Raw genomic sequence first — 16,738 nt, forward strand, 5'->3', positions numbered from 1 at the left:
TTTCGGGCCGAGAACAAGCGGGTGATCACGTTTCGGATACGCGATCGTCTCGGGCGCGATCGTCCTCGGGGCCGATCGATCGCGGCGTTCGGACGATCGCCGATAGCGTTTTTTCGCGTCCCGATCGAATAGCGAACGATGAGTTCGCCGACGCTGGTCGTCGTCCGCAACGAGGTCGATCCGGCCGCGGAGTACCACTGCGACGCCCTCGCGGGCCACTTTCCCGACGCCCGCGAGATCGACTATCCGGCCGGCGAGCGCGCCGATCTCGATCGCGTCGACGGAGTCGTCCTCACGGGCAGCACCGCGGGCGTCTACGAGGTCGACGATCGACCGTGGATCGCCGACCAGCAACGGCTCGTGCGGGAGCTGATCGATCGCGAGATCCCCACGCTCGGCGTCTGCTTCGGCCACCAAATCGCGAACGCGGCGCTCGGCGGTACCGTCGAACGCGTCGGCGCGACCGCCCGTCCGGTGGCGGCCGATCTCGCCGACGATCCGCTCTTCGACGGCGTCTCGTCGATCGTGCCGGCCGTCCACGGCGACGTCGTGACCGAACCCGGTGACGAACTCGACGTGATCGCCTCGACCGACTACTACCGTACCTTCGGAACCCGACATCGCGAGGCGCCGCTGTGGACCGTCCAGTTCCACCCCGAGTTCACCGTCGCGCTGCGCGATCGGCTCGAAGCGGATTTCGACTGGACGGACGGCGAGAACGGGTTTGACGCGACCGACGCGACTCCGGTGTTCGAGAACTTCGCGGCGATCGTCGCGGCGGACGAGGACGGAGACGAAGCGTCACTCGAAGTCGTCGACGAGCGGGAACGTCGCTAACTGCGCCGCCGAGAGCAACACCCGATCCTTCTCGTAGCCGTGGGCGATCGACTCGACCATTCCCTCGCCGTCCGTCAGCGGGACGAGTTGGACGACCGTCCCCCGCTCGTCGATATCGAGGACGAGGAGGCCGTGGGGAAACGACGAGACGGCAGGGACGGTGAGTTCCGTCACGCCGTCGGCGCGTTCGATCGCGGGGAAGTGGAGGTGGCCGGTGACGACCAGCGCGACGTCGTGCAGCGCGAGGAGGTCGACCAACGGTTCCGGGTTGGAAAAACCGGGCACCTCGCCCTGGACGGGTAACTCGTCGCCGTACCGCGCGTAGAGGTCGCCCGTCGCCGGCAGATTGTGGTGGATCACCACGATCGACGCGTCGGCGTCGGTCTCGGTCAGTTCCTCGTCGAGCCACATCAGCTGTTCAGAACTGATGCGACCGTCCCACGTCTCCGCGGGCGAGCCGGGGGTCGCGGCGTGGCTGTCGAGCCCGAACACCGCGATGTCGCCGAGCCGGATCCGGAACGGCAACCCTCCGGGGGTGTACCGCTCCTCGAACTCCGGGATCGGGAGCGATTCGTGCTCGTCGAACGTCGTCGGAAAGTCGTGGTTGCCCGGCACGGCGACCGTCGGCGGCTCGAAGTCGGCGAGTTCGTCGAACAGATCGAACTCCGCCGGCACGCCGTTGCGGGTCAGATCGCCCGCGACGATCACCCCGTCGAGATCCCGTTCGTTCACCGCGCGGACCGCCCCGCGGAGGTGGCGCTCCGTGCGGTGAAACACCTTCCACGTTCCCGTGGCGTCCGTCGCGAGGTGAATGTCCGAGCAGACGGCGAGTCGGGTCGGGTCGGTCGCCGTGGGTCGCTCGAGGCGCGCGAGAAGCTGTCCGGGATGCGGTCGGGCTGGCATCGGGTTGTCGAACGCCGGCGAGATACGTAATATTCCGGTTCCGGCGGTACCGACGACCACCGGCGAGTGGACGAGTATGGACGTCCGCGAGAGGCGCGCCGGCAAACGTATAACTGGCTCAGTGACGTTCGGTACCCGAGGGAGACTCGGAGAGGATTTCGTGTCGAGCGTCGAATACGACTACCTGTTGTGGGTCATGGTGACCGCCTACGCGCTGCACATCGTAGAGGAGTACCAGTACAACTGGAGGGCGTGGGCGACGAGCACGCTGCATTTGGACGTCGATTGGCGCGACTTCTATCTGACGAACGGGTGCGTGATCGTCCTCGGAATCAGCGCAGCCATGATCGGGTGGCGAGCCCCGTGGCTCAGCCTGACGTTTCCGGCGCTGGCTCTCATCAACGCCGTGTTCTTTCACATACTCCCGACGATCAGAACGCGAGTGTTTTCGCCCGGTCTCGTCACGGCCGTCCTCCTGTTCCTGCCGATATCCGGATGGGTGTATTACGGCGCGTACCGCGACGGCGTTGCCACCGTCTCGTCCGTTAGTCTCTCGGTGGTCGGCGGAGCGCTGCTCATGGCGTACCCCATCGTGTTACTTCTCACCAAGGGTCGGTTCGATTCGTAGCGTCTCTCGACCGGTGCGCTCACGGACGACCGACGAGTAGCCGACAGACGCCCGTTCGAATCCGAAACGCCGGGTGCTCCCGCACAGGTCCCGGATTCCGAGTTCGCGCCGACGCACCGATCGATCTGGACGCGATGACAGGTCGCCGACGGCGTTCGCGGGGCGACGCTCGCCGAATTGTCACCCCATGGCGACGAGTTTGTACCCGCCGCCATCGGTCTCGCCGTGCGCCGGATCGGGGGCGCGCTCGGCGTAGTAGATCGCGCCGTCGCGGACCAGGGGCGTGCTCGTGACGACGCCCTCGTGGTCGACTCGCCAGACTTCGTCCCCGGAGGCCTTCTCGACGGCGTACAGCGTCCGATCCTTCGACCCGAAAACGATTCGATCGGCACAGACCGTCGGACAGCCGGTCAGCGGGCGACCCGTTCCGAACTTCCAGTACTCGTCGCCGGTGTCCGGATCGAGGGCGTACAGGGTGCCGTCGTGGCTCCCCGCGTAAACGACGTGGTCGTGCGGGTCGATCCCCGGCCCCACCATCGACAACCCGCCGGTCTCGATCGACCAGTCTTCGGTCCCGTCCTCGAGATCGACCCGGTAGATGCGCCGATCCCAGGAGCCGAAGAAGGCCGCGCCGTCGTACGTCGCGATCGGGCCCTTGATCTCGCCGTCCGTGTCGTTTTCGGGGTTCGTCTCGAACTCCCAGGCGAACTCGAGGTCGGGGTAGTCCCAGGCGTAGAGCGAGCCGTCGTTCGACCCGAGCACCATCGTTCCCGTCGCCGGATCGATCGCCGGCGTCGAGTGAGGGTGGTCGGTCGGGCGACTGCGATCGTCCTCCCACAGGATCTCGCCGTCGTCGGGGTCGACCGCGAACGTGCTCCCGTCGGGGTCGGGGTACTCGACGGCCATAAAGAGCCGCCGGCCGTCGTACTTGGGACTGGAGCCGATCGAGCCGCCGAGCTTCGTCGACCAGACCTCGTCGCCGCTTTCCTCGTCGAAGGCGTAGAAGACGCCGTCGTAGGCGCCGACGTAGACCCGATCGTCGGCGACGACGGGGGTCCCGTGGACGCCGCGACCGTCCATGTCGGTTTCGCCCCGCCAGTCGACCTCGCCGTCCGCCGACAGCGCCGTCACGTAGCCGGTGTCCCCGGGCAGCACCACGCCGCCGCCCGGGCGCGGAACCGCGCTCGCCTTCGCGGCCGTGTGTTCGCCCGTGTTGATATCCGGGACTCGCCAGTCCTCCTCGACGGCGTCAGGCACCGTCTCCTCGGGGTAGTATCCCCAGTTCTCGAGCGATCCCCGAAACTGGACGACGCCGTCGGGGATCGTTCCCTGGTCTGGGTCCGCGGTGATCTCGTAGTCGGCGTTCCCGGATTCGTCGGCGTCCGAATCGAGACACCCGGCCGCGAGACCGATCGCGCACGCGCCGACGGCGGTCAGCACGCGCCGGCGGGAGGAGTCGTTCATCGTCCGTTCGGTGTCCGCCGGTCCGTATCAGTCTTCTGTCATCCGGTTGACTCTCCGACGGGGACGCTCGAGCGGCGGTCGCTCGCGGTCTCGGCGTCCTGGCAGATCCAGACCTGCCCCGGTCACGACAGCAGGCTCGCGAGGTCGGCGACGTCTCGGTCTTCGATCGTCCGGATCGTCTCGATGAGCTCGTCGCGCTCGGTATCGGCGAGGTGCTCTCCGGTGATCGTCTCGACCTTCTCCTCGAGACCCTCCCACCCGATCGGATCCGTCGGATGGCCGCGGAACGCGTCCTTCTCGACCCGATAGGTGGTGCCGTCGTCCATCGTCACGTCGATGACGGCGGGCATCTCGCCGGCCTCGAAGCGCTCGGTGAGGTCGGAATCCTCGCTGACGTCGACGATTCGAAGCAGATCCTGTACGTCGTCGCGCCGGATGCGCTCCGGTTCGTACTGCGCGAGCGAGAGGTCGCGATCGATCAGCGCCGCGGCGAGCATGTACGGCAGCGAGTGGTCCGCCTGGGCCCGGTTTTCGACCTCGTACCGGTTGCCCTCGCCGCCGCCGATGATGAGTTTCGCGCCGCCGAACGTCTCGAGCTTGATCCCCGCGACGTTCTCGGGGTCGATCCCCTCGCGTTCGGCGACTTCGATGATGCCCTCCACCGCGGACTGCGCGTAGGTCTCCGCGACGTAGCGCTTCGTCATCACGTCGTGCACGCGCTCGCCGGGCGTCAGGTCGACCTCGAACGGCCCCGAGATCACGGCCTGCCACCCCTTCCGGCCCTCGAAGAGGTTCCGCGGCCCGGCCATCCCGTTTTTCGCGAGCATCGCCGCGTAGACCGCGTTACGCGCTGCGTTGGCCGACGCGATGCCCTTCCACTCGTTGATCCTCCCGGTGCGGGTCACTCGAAGCGCGTTGTGCGCGGTCCCGGCGATCGCGATAGCGTTCCGAGTCTCGTCGCGGTCGAGGCCGAGGAGTTTCGACGCGCCGGCGGCGGTCGAGATGACGGTGTGCGTGACGTGGTCGAACCCCTTCTCGCGAACCGGCGCGTTCCAGGCGAGTTCGGCCTGAATCTCGTAGGCGATCGCCAGCCCCGCGAGCAGGTCCTCGCCCGTGGCATCGGCGTACTCTCCGGCGGCGACGACCGCGCCGACGTTGTCGCTCGGGTGGGGCGTCTCGTCGGGAGCGAGAAACGAATCCATGTAGTCGAGGTACCTGACGAGCGCGGTGTTGTGCATCGCGGCCTGGACCGGCGACGCGCTCCCGTCGCGCAGCCAGAGGGTGCAAGGGCCGTTATCCTCGAGGTCCGTCACCGTCCGGTGGACGATCCGGGGTGGTTCGGCCTCCTGCGCGGCGATCGCGATTCCGATCGAGTCGAGCAACCGCCGCTTGAGCGCGTCGCGAACGTCGTCGGAGAGGTCGCCGTAGCCGGTCCGCTGGACGAATTCCGCGAGCGTTTCCGTGGTGGTCATACGCGCGGCTTCCACGGACGGCGTCAAACCTCTTGGCGTGGCGTCGCTCGAGCGACGGTCCCGATCGTCCGAGTCGCCGCGTATCGGCGTTGAGGGCGGTCGAGGCGGCGCGTTGGCGATTCGAGAGGTTCGCCCCCGTTTTGAACGGTCGTCGAGGGCAGGGTGTACGGCTTTGCCACCGATGCCGGTAGCCCTCCTCGATGAGCCACATCGACGACGCGGACGAGATCAGATCGCTGGCGATCGGCGACGTCGGCCAGCTCTTCGAGGATGCGACGTTCCCCACGACGACCGAGGAGGTGCTCGCGGAGTTCGCCGACGTCGAGATCGTCTATCCGCGGGAGTCGGATCCGCTGCGGGCGATCCTCGAGACGTCCGGGCACGAGACCTACGAGACCAAAGACGAGCTCGAACTCGCGATCTTAAACGGCGTGCGTCGGGACGCCGTGGGCCGGCCCCGGTACAGCGATCGCGGAGACAGCCCCCACGAGACGGACGAACACATGCGAAGCCAGCAATCGTTCTGAGGATCGACAGATGAGCACGAGCGATCACGCGCCAGCGGACGCCCTCGCAGCCCAACTCGAGCGCCTCTACTACGTCGAGCGAGAGCTGCGTACCGAGCTCGAGACGCTCGCGAACGACGTCGCGATCGACACCCTGGACGACGCGCGCGTCACGGAGTGTCGAGACGAACTGCGGGCGAGGATCGACGAGCACCGCGAGGAGACCGATCGTCACCGCGAGCGAGTCGAGGAGGCCTTCGACGTGCTCGGCGAAGAGCCGTCGACGCGGCGCGCGCCCGAACTCGACGGGCTGCTCGCGGACAAGGAGGCGTTCAACAACGTCGTCTTGAACGACGAGCTGCGGCCGCTGTACTACCTCGAAGTCGCCCTGAAACTCGAAGCGATCGAGTGTACCGCCTACGAGACGGCGATGGCGATCGCCGGCGCGCTCGGCGACGAGGGCGACGCCGTCATCGACGCGCTGCAGGATAGCTACGACGAGGAACGCGCGATGCGAACGGATCTCGAATCGCTGGCCGACGGCGACGCGATCGAGACGCTGCTCGCCGCGACGACGGTCGACGAGAACGCCGACCGGAGTTCGCTCGACCGATCGTGGTGACCGCGTCGAACGCATCCAGCCACACATACCTCTCCATCCATGAACCTCGAAACGCTCGAAGACCTGTTCGGCCACCGACTCCAGCACGTCTATTACGCCGAACGAACGCACGTGGAATTGCTTTCGGAGATGGCGGCGGACGCCGAGCACGATCTGGCCGATCGGTTCGCGGCCCACCGCGATCGGACCGAAACTCACGTGGAACGACTCGAGGACGCGTTCGCAGCCCTCGGTCGACGGCCGACAGCGAGTCGATCGCGGGCGGTCGACGGCCTGGCCGAGTCGCGTCGCGTGCGCCTCGACGCGGGCGAGCCGCCCGCCGTCGTCGACTTCGAGATCGGACTCGCGGCCGAACGCCTCGAGATCAGGTCGTACGAGATGCTACTCAGGCTCGCCGGTCGGCTGGCCTACGCGGACGACGTCACCGCGCCGCTCGAAGCAACCCTCGAGGAGGAGCGCGAAGCGCTCGACGCGTTCGAGAACGTCGAGTCCGACCTATCGCTTCCGGTCGCGACCGGGAGCGAACGCGACTGAGGACCGCGACGGCTCCTGCGTTCGGCGGCCCGGCGACTCGGAAATACCGCATGCGGCTGCAGGGCGGTTCGATTCGACGACCACGACCGAACAAACGAGACGACATCGTACGAACGCCCGATTTTCACCGATCGCGCCGATCGAATCGTCGGAACGAGTACCCGAACGGCCGAGACAATCAGGAATGAACACGGGCATCGAAGTCGAGTACTGGGTGACCGATCGGAACGGCGAGCTCGCGCCGCCGGGCGAACTCACCGACGGCTCCGATCGGACCGTCGAGGAGTTCGTCGAACCGCTGGTCGAACTGAAAACGCAACCGTGCGAGTCGATCGACGCGCTCCGGCGTCGGTTTCTCCGGCAGCTCGACGAGGTTCTCTCGCGCGCCGACGAACTGGACAAGCGACTCGTCCCGCTCGGAACCCCGATCAACTGCGACGGGGTTTCGCGCCGCTCCGGCGAGCGCGGACGCATTCAGGAGGCCGTCGTCGGATCCGACTTCGCCCGCGCCAAGTACTGTGCGGGGACGCACATCCACGTCGAGAAACGGAACGTCACCGACCAGCTCAACGCGCTCATCGCGCTGGATCCGGCGCTCGCGCTCGTCAACTCGTCGCCGTACGTTCGGGGAACGCCCGTCGCGAACGGCGCCCGGGCCTACTGGTACCGGAAGAAGGCGTACGAAGAGTTCCCGAAACACGGTCAGCTGTGGGCCTACGTCGACACCGTCGGCGAGTGGCGCCGCCGCCTCGAATGCCGGTTCGAGGAGTTCAAAGCGGCGGCGATCGAGGCGGGCGTCGACGAAGCCGCGGTCGAGGACCACTTCTGTCCCGACGACGTGGTCTGGACGCCGATTCGGTTGCGAGAGTCGATGCCGACCGTCGAGTGGCGATCGCCGGACGCGGCGCTCCCGAGCCAGCTCCTGCGGCTGACCGCGGAGGTGCGGGCGGTGATGGAGCGACTCCACCACACCAACGTCCGGATCGGCGACCACGGCGGCCGCGAACCGGGTCGCGTCTCGACCGATGGGATCACGCTCCCCGATTTCGAGACCGCGTGCGACCTCGCGGACGTCGCGATGCGCACCGGGATCGAGAACGACCGGGTCGCCGCCTACCTCGATCGAATGGGGTTCTCGGTCGCCGACTACCACCCGATCTCGACCCGAATCGACGGCCGGCAGTACGTCACCCGGAGCGACGCGCGCGATCTCCGGCTCGAGTACGCGAACGCGCTCGAAGCCGACGTCGAGACGTTACTGAGAACCGTCGAGTCCTGACCGCGGTCGGACGGGTGCCCGCCGCCGTGCCGCCGTCTCAGATGAGGCCGACGATGAACGCCGCACCCATCCCGACGAGGATGATCGCCGTCACCGTCGGCAGATACGGCGTGTAGCGCTCGATCCGATCGCGGTGACGTTCGTAGCCGGCGAGCAACAGCAGCGTCGGCAGAACGATCGCGACGATCACCGCGAACGAGTAAACGAGCATCAGTTCGAGACAGCGATCGGTACCGGCGCCGCCGCAGATCGCGAGGATCTGGACGGGTTCCTCGTGGGCGAATCCGAGGAGAAGCGCCGTCGTCCCGAGGGCAGCCAGCCCCCGTTCGGCGTGCTCCTCGCTGAGGTGGTGGTGGCCGCCGCCGGGAAGTGCCGAACGAACGCGGGCGAGTACACCGGTATCAGCGCCGTCAGCGTGGACGTGGTGATTCTGGGGACCGTGTTCGTGACAATCGTGCCCGTGGTGGTCGTGATGGCTGTGACGATCGTGACCGCGTTCGTCGCGATGCGCGCGCTCCGGTTCGTGGCGATGGTGGCTGTGATCGCCGTGCCCGCCGCGTCGATACTCGTGGACGCCGAGCAGGATCAGGAGGACGCCCGCGACGTAGCGCATCCACGGCCCCTCCGCGAATTCGGCGAAGGCGCCGAACCAGACGTACGCCACCACGAGCGCGACGCTGCTGAGGAGGTGTCCGATCCCGAGCACCAGCGCCGCGACGACGCCGTACAACCAGCGCCGTCGTCGGTTCAGCGCGTACGTCGCCGCGATCGGCCAGCCGTGGTCCGGCAGGACGCCGTGAACGAACCCGATCAGGACGACGCCGGCGACGACTCCGATCTCCATACGCGAACGGGGCGTACGAGGGGGTAAACAGGTTGTTATGACCGGTCTCGGGCGACCGTAATACGCCTGTTAGAAATTGATAACTTTCGAGTAGTATTGCTAAAAACCGCTATCCTCGACCACAATATTGTGAATTTAGTTCCCGTCGTCGTACTCGTACTCTTCCTCCGGATCCTCGACACCCTCCGTTCGCGAGCCCACCCAGGCGCCGAGCGAGAGCCCGTAGACGAGGTGGCCGGCGTGAAACAGCGCGAGTTCGTCGCCGCCGAGTCGAATACCGAGTAGTTCCTTCAACATCACTTGCGAGCCGAACGCCGAGAGGGCCATGCCGTAGATCATTCCCCAAATGATGCCCCGCTGCTCGGGCTCGATCGATCGCTCGGCGTCTTGCAGCGCGAACAGGCCGCCAAAGATCGCGCCCGCCTGGATTCCGTACGCAAAGTGCAAGAGGAGGCCGGCTATCGGGTGCTCGTCGGGATCGCCGCCGGCGACGTACTGCGACCAGAAGTTCGCCGACGGCGGCAGCGATCGCATGATCGGCAGCCGGAACGCCGTCATGATGATGGTCGCGACGAACCCAGCCTGGAGCCCGCGAATCGCCGCGTAGACGGCGTGTTCGGTCTGCGACTGTTCGGCCGTCGCACGCGGCCCCTCGCGGGGTTCGCTCGTCGATCGAAACCGCGGGATCCGGTCTTGGAGAGCCATGATGGAGACGATGTCGCTACCACGGACAGCCGCTTAACGGTCCGGCGCGCTGTCTAATGCCCGGCGGCTGGCGGCGACCGATCGGCGACAGGTTCGCCCCCGCGGCTGGACGGAGAGAGAGCGATGGATCCGCGCCCGGCAGGCCGATTTCGGCAGCCTTCGGCGGTCGAGGCCGAACGGTGCGTATTTACGGCGACTCCCGGAACGGCACAGCATGAGATTCGGCGTTCTCAGCACGGCGGGAATCGCTCGGAAAGCCTTCCTTCCGGCTATCGAGCCGACGGAACACGAGGTAACGGCGATCGCGTCCCGCGATCCGGACCGGGCGCGGTCCGTCGCCGACGCGTACGGTATTCCGGAGTGGTACGATGGATACGACGACCTGCTCGCGGACGCGGACGTCGACGCGGTGTACGTTCCGGTGCCGAACGCGTTGCACGCCCGCTGGACGAAACGGGCGGCGGACGCCGGCCTCGACGTCCTCTGCGAGAAACCGTTGGCCGTCGACGCGGACGAAGCACGCGACGTCGTCGACCGCTGCGCCGAGCGCGGCGTGACGCTGATGGAGGCGTTCATGTACCGGTACCACCCGCGAACCGAGCGCGCGATCGCGCTGGCGCGCGAGGAACTCGACGCGGTGCGATCCGTGACGGCGGCGTTCAAGTTCCCGCTGTTCGATCGGCCGGACGACGTTCGCCTCTCGCCGGAACTGGCCGGCGGCAGCCTGATGGACGTCGGCTGCTACGCCGTTTCGATCGCGCGACAGTTCCTCGGCGAACCCGAGCGAGCCTACGCGTACGCGAACGACTCCCGCGGGGCGGGCGTCGACACGGAACTGGCGGGCGTTCTGGAGTACGACGGGGCGTCGGCCCGGATCGCCTGCGGGTTCGACACGCAGGAGGTCCAGCGCTACCGCGTCGAGGCAGACAACGGCTGGATCGAGGTCGACGACGCGTTCAACGGGCCGTCGGACGAGCGACTCGAACTCGAGTACGAGATCGACGGCCGCCGCGCCGTCGAGACCTTCGACGTCGTCGACCAGTACGGCCTCGAGATCGAAGCGTTCGCCGCGAGCGTCGAGGAGGGGCGCGAACCGCGGACCGGCGGCGAGGAGACGATCGCCAACATGCGCGCGATCGACGCGCTGTCCGAGAGCGCCGAACGCGGCCACCCCGTCGAGGTCTGAGCGGGTCGGCCAGTTGCGAACACCGGCAGGCTTAACCCGAATTCCCATCAACCGAATGTAACGAATGTCGCGTGAGATCCCCCTCGACGCGCCGTCGATCATCACCGGCGGCTACGTCGGCGTGATCGCCGCCGCCGTCGGAACCCGCGTCGGTCTCGGGCGGACGCCGCTGTTCGTCGGCTGCCTGCTCGCCGCCGCGATCGTCGCGCTCGCCGCCGGCGGACGGCCCTCCCTGTGGGTCGCGATGGGGCGGCGGCGGCTCCTGACGCTGCCGATGGCCGTCCCGCTGGCGTCGTGTCTGGTACTGGTGGTCGGCCTCGAGTACGGGCTCGTCTCGGAGGCATACCGTACGCCGCTCCCGTGGTCGTTCGCGCTCGCGCTCGTCGGAATCGGGGTCTGGCAGACCGGGACCACCGCCTACGCCGAACGCGCCGCGGGCGATCGACGCGCGTCGTGGACCGCGAGCGCCGACGCGACGAGACGACGACGGAAAACCGTCGTCGTCACCCTCGGCGCCGTCGGCTGCGTCGGCGCGTTTTTCGTCGTCGTCTGGTACGGCGCTCCCTCGTTTTTCCTGTCGGGCATCGTCGCCTTCACGGTCGCCACCTGGATAACCGGCGATCGACAGCGCACGTACGACGCCTGCGAGCACGGCCTCCGGTTCACCGAAACGGGCGCGGTCGGCTACCAGTTCACCCCCTGGGATCGGTTCGACGGCCGCCGCGAGACCGACGACGCGATCGTCCTCGAGCGTCGGTGGTGGATCGACGAGCGGATGACCAAAGCGGACGTGCCGCCGGCGGCCCGCGAAGCGCTCGCGGCGTCGATCGGCGCCTGAGCGATCGATCGGGGCGGGCGCCGCGACGACAACGCGCTTTTGCCCGTCCGGTGCAAACGGGGGGCCATGACACGGGTCGAGGCGAAACTCGAGGCCGCCCGCGCCGACCTCGAGACCCACGACGGCGTGCTGATCGCGTTCTCCGGCGGGGTCGACTCGAGCGTGGTGGCCGCGCTCGCCCACGACGCCCTCGGCGAGGACGCGATCGCCTGCACCGCGAAGAGCGAGACGCTCCCCGAGGCCGAACTCGAGGACGCGACGCGGGTCGCCGAGGAGATCGGCATCCGCCACGAGATCGTCGAGTTCTCCGAGCTCGAGAGCGATCGGTTCGTCGAGAACGACGACGATCGCTGCTATCACTGCCGGACGATGCGGCTGGGCGAGATGTTCCAGGCCGCCCGCGAGTTCGGCATCGAGACGGTCTGCGACGGCACCAACGCGGACGATCCGGGCGCGGGCCACCGCCCCGGCCTCCAGGCGGTCGAGGAACTGGACGTCTACTCGCCGCTGTTAGCCCACGACGTCTCGAAGGAGGAGGTTCGCGCGATCGCCACCCACTACGGGCTCTCGGTCGCGGACAAGCCGTCGATGGCCTGTCTCTCCTCGCGCATCCCGACCGGCCTCGAAGTCACCGAGGAGCGACTCACCCGGGTCGAACGGGCCGAGGCCCTCCTGCGTCAGTGGGGATTCGACCAGTTCCGCGTCCGCGATCACGACGGCCTCGCCCGCATCGAGATCGCGCCGGACGAACTCGATCGGGCGCTCGATCAGGGGTTCGTCGAAACCGTCCGCGACGCGCTCTCGGACCTCGGGTTCGAGCACGTCACGCTCGACCTGCACGGCTACCGGACGGGGAGCGTCAGCCCCGGTGGCGAGGACGCGGCGGAGTCCGATTGATCGGAGCGGGAATCGGCTTCGAGCGTCGAGTAGCGTCGAGTATTTCTCCCGTGCACAGACTCGATGTAGAACACGTTCCAATAGCTATAAGTTAATCTAACGTGAATATTTTCCCGGAAGTCGTCTCCAACGAGTCGCAGGGGCATGCGCCCAAATGCCCGGGTGCAGGAACACCCGAGACTGGCTTCCAAGCCGACAGGCTTCGAAAGCCATGCTACGCTTGTTACTCACGAGACATAAACGTCTCGCACGACGACAGTATCGCTCGCAAACAGCTACGGCGATCGAATCGTCCGGCCAGCGGCGATCGCGGCGAGCGATCGAGCGGCCGGTCGCTTGCGGCCGCGGGTCCGGAGCGATCGCGGGGATCGATACCGGGTGGATCGATGACCGACGCATCCGCTGACGCGTCCTCGATCGGGGACTCGGGGACGCGATGTCCCGGTTGCGACGCGCCGATCGCGGTGATCGTGGGGACCGGCCCGCACGAATTCGTCGCCGCGCCGTGTGGCTGTCGGGTCTCGCCCGAAACGCTCGGCCACACCCGCGATCGGAATCGGAGCGCGAACGAGTAGGGGGAACGGATTGGGGGTGCGACAGCACCCGACTGCCGTTTTTGCGCGGGCCGAGCGATCGATCGCTGAGTCGACCGCCTCCACGAAGGGGCGTTGATCGCAGTGATCGACGTCCAGTCTAGCAGTGTGCGCGTGATCGATCCGGTGACCTCGATGGCGATGTGCCGGAAGCCCAGCCGGTTCGCCGGCGAGGGGTGTGCGCTCTCGTTGTCGGCCGGCGCATGGTACTTGACGAGTTCGAGCGTGCCGCTGCCGTCCGGCGCTCGCACCATCATCACCTCCGCTCGGACGCCGTCGAGCCCGTTGATCTCGTCCACAGACTCGCCCTCGACCAGCGTCCCGCCCTCGCGCTCGAATCCCAGGTCGAGGAAGAACGCGGCCACGGCGTCGAGGTCATCGACGACAACACCCACATGATCGAAACGCAGCGTTCCCATATCGTTCCGTAATCGTTCGGCGCTATTGAACTCGTAGCACGTGTCTAGGGAAGCCGATAAGACTAGGCTAGCAAACCGGGAGAGTGGTGGTATGGGAAAGACGCTCTTCCACTTCGTCAAGCGGGTGACAATGCTCGCTCAAACGTATTCTGCTGCCGGCCTCACGAAGGTCAGTAATCCGAGCGGCTTCGACAGCGGACGGAGACCCTTCACGAACCGGCGTGTTCGATCGCGTCGAGTTAGGGCGATCGGTGAGCAAGCGTGCTTCCCGAGCGAATCGCTCAACTTTCAGTTTGTTCTCTCCACTCGTTTATTATCGTCGGAACGATGATACCGACGCCGAGGAGGACGACTCCCTGGGCGACTGCGCTGTCGGTAGCGGCCATCGTGCCGTACCAGAGAACGATTCCGAGTACCACGAAGATAGCCACTATTTTTGTCTCCGTACTAACCATACACGAGTATATTATCATTCGAACTAAATAACATATCGATCGATTCGGCGCCTGCGCGTACCATGACGACGTCCCCGCTCGACGAACGCGAACCGAGTAGACGATCGCGAAGCGGGCCGACGGCGTCGGCGGCGATCAGTTCGACGAGATGCCCTGACTCCGCAGGCACGGAAGGTTTCCGGCCATCGCCGTTACCCCGACGTATGAGCCCACAGTTTTCGGACGACGACATCGACAAGACCGTCGAAACTGCGGCGGGCGAGCCGATCGGCGTCGTGATCGCCGCCGACGAGAACACGGCGTACGTCGATCCGGACCCCGGCGTCGCGGACTCGATCAAGGCCGCCCTCGACTGGGGCGACGGATCGGACGATCCGCTGCCGGTCGCGAGCGACGCGGTCGCCGAAATCACCGACGAAAGGATCCAACTCGACGCCGAGGTCTCGAACGAGTACGACGAGATGGGGACGATGGAGGACGAAGGGGAGAGCGGCCACTCCAGAGCGCACGAGCAACGGGGGGCCGGCACGTCTCCCAGAGAGCCCGTCGACTCGATCGACGAGGTCGAAACGGACGTCGGCGGATCCGGAACCGATTCGGACGCGGACGAACCCGACTGGTCGGATCCCGAGGTCGGCCGACAGGACGAGACCGACGCCGAACCGGAGCGGTCCGGCGGCGCCGGTCCCGACGCGAATCGACAGGATGAGACCGATACCGAACCGGACGATATCGACGACACGGACCCCGGGATGGACGATTTCGACGAATCGGATCCCGGCGTCGAGGGAGATACTGACGATCCGTCCCTGTCAGACGCCGCCGGGGAGATCGACGGCGATCGGGAACGACGCAGGGACCCCACGGCGGATCCGATCGAAGAGGTCAGCGGCGAAGCCCCCGAGGACCGGGAGACGATCGGATCGGGAACCCGCGACGACGTCGACGTCGATCCGAACGAGGTGACGGACGACGACCCGGAAGCGGAGATCGCTCCCGAGGAGGACGTCGGCGATCGAACGGACGACCGCACCGAAACCGACGGCTAGCGGTCGACGGGGACGCGAGAGACGACGTTCGGTGACTCCCGTGGAGGCGAGTTGCCGCGGAACGCTCGATAATGCCGATCGTCGATTTCCAGCACTACTGGCGGTCGATCGTCCAGAATATAATCTATTTCCAGCCATCCGGACCGCCGTTCGACCAGTAATGTAGACATCGTGCGGGAATATTGCTTCGGACGATACGAACGTAGCCTTTCGACTGGTACCGGTATTCGATGGACGACGTGCCGCCCGACTGGACGACGGAAACGAGTCGGACCTACACCCCCGCCCACAGCGATCGAGAATTGGAATATTGGATCTACCGTCACGAGTCGGGCGATCTGCGGCTCAGGGTCGCCCCGGCCTCCCTCGACGGCGACGACCACCCCGGCTACGCGCTCACGGCGACGAGTTATCCCGGACTCGAGTTCTCCGAGACGATTCGCGTCAGAACCGTCCTCTTATTCGAACGCTGCGATCGGATCGCCCGCCAGTTCATGGCCCTCTTTTCGACCAGCTACGACGGCCCGGGATCGCTCGAAAACGCCCTGGAGTACGCGTACGAGCGAACCCGCGAGCACCGGTAGGCGACGACGCGGTCACGGCTTCCGGTTCCCCAGCGCGGCTCTCGGGTCGCGATCGACGTCCTCCATCGGGGGGACGACGCGCAGCGCGATCAGGATGCTCAGGACGGCCAGGACGGCCCCGGCGACCACGTCGATCAGCCAGTGGATCCCGAGGAACATGGTCGCGATGACGATGTTGATCGTGACGGCCGTCGCGATCCACGTCCAGCGGGGGTACTCGTCGCGGGTCAGCCAAGCCAGCAGGGCGACGGTGACCGCCAGCGACGCGTGCAGGGAGGGAAAGACGTTCGCGCTCGAGTTCACCGCGCCTGTGAGCGTCGAGACCTCCGGGTACAGTTCGTACATCGGCTGGCCGACGTGGGCGAACGTTTTCCGCGGCCCGTACGCGATAAAGACCACGTAACAGATCGCCCCGATGCCGTAGTTGACGGCGTAGGCGACGAACAGCGTCGTGAGATACCGGCGCGTCGGGAGGAGAAAGTACGCCACCACGGGAAAGACCAGGACGAACATGAAACCGAACAGGTAGATAAAGGTAAAGTAGCCGGCGAGGTCGTGCGGGATGGCCGCCTGGAGGTGGGCCACGAAGTCGCCTTCGACGGCCCGGAGTTCGTCGGTGACGTTCACTCCGATCAGCCGGGAGAGGTTCTGGCCGGTCGTGTGCGAACTCCGGTTGAACAGGTAGACGAGTCCGAGGAAGCCGGCGATCGGAGCGATGCGGATGATTCTCGTCCGGACCTCCGTCCGGTCGAGACGGAACGGGTTGACGCCGCAGACGATGCCCGTGAGTAGGACGAGGGTGCCGACGATGATCGCCTGGATGAGCAGTAGCTGGGAGAGCATCGAGTAGGGGTGTCGATCGGTCGAATCCGTATCGGAATGGCCGAATTCGTGATCGTAAATAACGCGGCCGTGTGCAAAAA

General features: G+C 66.6%; 19 protein-coding genes. 11 read left to right on the forward strand and 8 right to left on the reverse strand.

Annotated features, from left to right (window positions below; translation table 11 throughout):
• The first annotated feature begins 138 nt into the window (after positions 1-138).
• Positions 139-837 carry a type 1 glutamine amidotransferase gene (locus MUH00_RS06555; RefSeq protein ID WP_247003203.1) on the forward strand — a complete coding sequence of 233 codons (699 nt, stop codon included), beginning with the start codon at positions 139-141 and terminating at the stop codon, positions 835-837.
• Here the strand turns inward: MUH00_RS06555 and MUH00_RS06560 are convergent.
• Entirely contained in the window at positions 802-1,740 is a 939-nt protein-coding gene (locus MUH00_RS06560) for a metallophosphoesterase family protein (protein ID WP_247003206.1), read from the reverse strand. The two genes, MUH00_RS06555 and MUH00_RS06560, sit on opposite strands and share 36 nt — an antisense overlap.
• 76 nt (positions 1,741-1,816) lie before the next feature.
• Between MUH00_RS06560 and MUH00_RS06565 the strand changes: the two genes are divergently transcribed.
• Entirely contained in the window at positions 1,817-2,368 is a 552-nt protein-coding gene (locus MUH00_RS06565; RefSeq protein WP_247003208.1) for an HXXEE domain-containing protein, read from the forward strand.
• A gap of 180 nt (positions 2,369-2,548) precedes the next feature.
• Here the strand turns inward: MUH00_RS06565 and MUH00_RS06570 are convergent, their stop codons facing one another.
• Positions 2,549-3,832 (reverse strand): outer membrane protein assembly factor BamB family protein, encoded by a 1,284-nt coding sequence (locus MUH00_RS06570; RefSeq protein WP_247003209.1) that lies wholly within the window; start codon positions 3,830-3,832, stop codon positions 2,549-2,551.
• A 122-nt stretch (positions 3,833-3,954) separates the two neighbouring features.
• Positions 3,955-5,304 (reverse strand): MmgE/PrpD family protein, encoded by a 1,350-nt coding sequence (locus MUH00_RS06575; protein ID WP_247003212.1) that lies wholly within the window; start codon positions 5,302-5,304, stop codon positions 3,955-3,957.
• A 200-nt stretch (positions 5,305-5,504) separates the two neighbouring features.
• Here MUH00_RS06575 and MUH00_RS06580 point away from each other — a divergent pair, with 200 nt between their 5' ends.
• The 4 genes from MUH00_RS06580 (at position 5,505) to MUH00_RS06595 (ending at position 8,245) form a co-directional block, all read left to right on the forward strand.
• Positions 5,505-5,831, forward strand: a complete 327-nt coding sequence (locus MUH00_RS06580; protein ID WP_247003214.1) for a DUF5789 family protein — start codon at positions 5,505-5,507, stop codon at positions 5,829-5,831.
• Positions 5,832-5,841: 10 nt separating this feature from the next.
• Positions 5,842-6,432 carry a YciE/YciF ferroxidase family protein gene (locus MUH00_RS06585; protein ID WP_247003216.1) on the forward strand — a complete coding sequence of 197 codons (591 nt, stop codon included), beginning with the start codon at positions 5,842-5,844 and terminating at the stop codon, positions 6,430-6,432.
• Positions 6,433-6,471: 39 nt separating this feature from the next.
• Positions 6,472-6,966, forward strand: a complete 495-nt coding sequence (locus MUH00_RS06590; RefSeq protein ID WP_247003218.1) for a YciE/YciF ferroxidase family protein — start codon at positions 6,472-6,474, stop codon at positions 6,964-6,966.
• A gap of 184 nt (positions 6,967-7,150) precedes the next feature.
• Positions 7,151-8,245, forward strand: a complete 1,095-nt coding sequence (locus MUH00_RS06595; RefSeq protein ID WP_247003220.1) for a glutamate-cysteine ligase family protein — start codon at positions 7,151-7,153, stop codon at positions 8,243-8,245.
• Positions 8,246-8,282: 37 nt separating this feature from the next.
• Here the strand turns inward: MUH00_RS06595 and MUH00_RS06600 are convergent, their stop codons facing one another.
• Positions 8,283-9,089: an ABC transporter permease gene (locus MUH00_RS06600; RefSeq protein WP_247003221.1), complete on the reverse strand. Its 807-nt coding sequence runs from the start codon at positions 9,087-9,089 to the stop codon at positions 8,283-8,285.
• A 135-nt stretch (positions 9,090-9,224) separates the two neighbouring features.
• A complete protein-coding gene (locus MUH00_RS06605; RefSeq protein ID WP_247003223.1) occupies positions 9,225-9,794 on the reverse strand; it encodes a DUF6789 family protein in 570 nt (189 codons plus the stop codon).
• Between the two features lie 214 nt (positions 9,795-10,008).
• On the opposite strand from MUH00_RS06605, the gene MUH00_RS06610 reads away from it, so the two are divergent.
• From MUH00_RS06610 to larE, 3 genes are all read left to right on the forward strand, one after another.
• Positions 10,009-10,980: a Gfo/Idh/MocA family protein gene (locus MUH00_RS06610; protein WP_247003225.1), complete on the forward strand. Its 972-nt coding sequence runs from the start codon at positions 10,009-10,011 to the stop codon at positions 10,978-10,980.
• 64 nt (positions 10,981-11,044) lie between these two features.
• Positions 11,045-11,818 (forward strand): hypothetical protein, encoded by a 774-nt coding sequence (locus tag MUH00_RS06615; protein ID WP_247003227.1) that lies wholly within the window; start codon positions 11,045-11,047, stop codon positions 11,816-11,818.
• Between the two features lie 66 nt (positions 11,819-11,884).
• Positions 11,885-12,715, forward strand: a complete 831-nt coding sequence (gene larE, locus MUH00_RS06620; RefSeq protein WP_247003229.1) for an ATP-dependent sacrificial sulfur transferase LarE — start codon at positions 11,885-11,887, stop codon at positions 12,713-12,715.
• Between the two features lie 223 nt (positions 12,716-12,938).
• Here larE and MUH00_RS06625 read toward each other — a convergent pair whose 3' ends face one another.
• Both MUH00_RS06625 and MUH00_RS06630 read right to left on the reverse strand, forming a co-directional pair.
• Entirely contained in the window at positions 12,939-13,727 is a 789-nt protein-coding gene (locus MUH00_RS06625; RefSeq protein ID WP_247003231.1) for a VOC family protein, read from the reverse strand.
• A gap of 281 nt (positions 13,728-14,008) precedes the next feature.
• Entirely contained in the window at positions 14,009-14,182 is a 174-nt protein-coding gene (locus MUH00_RS06630; protein ID WP_247003232.1) for a DUF7987 family protein, read from the reverse strand.
• Between the two features lie 203 nt (positions 14,183-14,385).
• Between MUH00_RS06630 and MUH00_RS06635 the strand changes: the two genes are divergently transcribed.
• Together MUH00_RS06635 and MUH00_RS06640 are read left to right on the forward strand one after the other, a co-directional pair.
• On the forward strand, positions 14,386-15,231 hold the full coding sequence (locus tag MUH00_RS06635) for an MSCRAMM family adhesin SdrC (protein ID WP_247003234.1): 846 nt from the start codon (positions 14,386-14,388) through the stop codon (positions 15,229-15,231).
• A gap of 230 nt (positions 15,232-15,461) precedes the next feature.
• The gene (locus tag MUH00_RS06640; protein WP_247003236.1) at positions 15,462-15,815 is read left to right on the forward strand and encodes a hypothetical protein; all 354 of its coding nucleotides are present in this window, start codon (positions 15,462-15,464) and stop codon (positions 15,813-15,815) included.
• Positions 15,816-15,827: 12 nt separating this feature from the next.
• Here the strand turns inward: MUH00_RS06640 and MUH00_RS06645 are convergent, their stop codons facing one another.
• The gene (locus tag MUH00_RS06645) at positions 15,828-16,658 is read right to left on the reverse strand and encodes a phosphatase PAP2 family protein (protein ID WP_247003238.1); all 831 of its coding nucleotides are present in this window, start codon (positions 16,656-16,658) and stop codon (positions 15,828-15,830) included.
• Positions 16,659-16,738: the final 80 nt, after the last annotated feature.

The sequence above is a fragment of the Halosolutus gelatinilyticus genome (assembly GCF_023028105.1).
In the GTDB taxonomy this organism is placed as follows: Archaea; Halobacteriota; Halobacteria; order Halobacteriales; family Natrialbaceae; genus Halosolutus; species Halosolutus gelatinilyticus.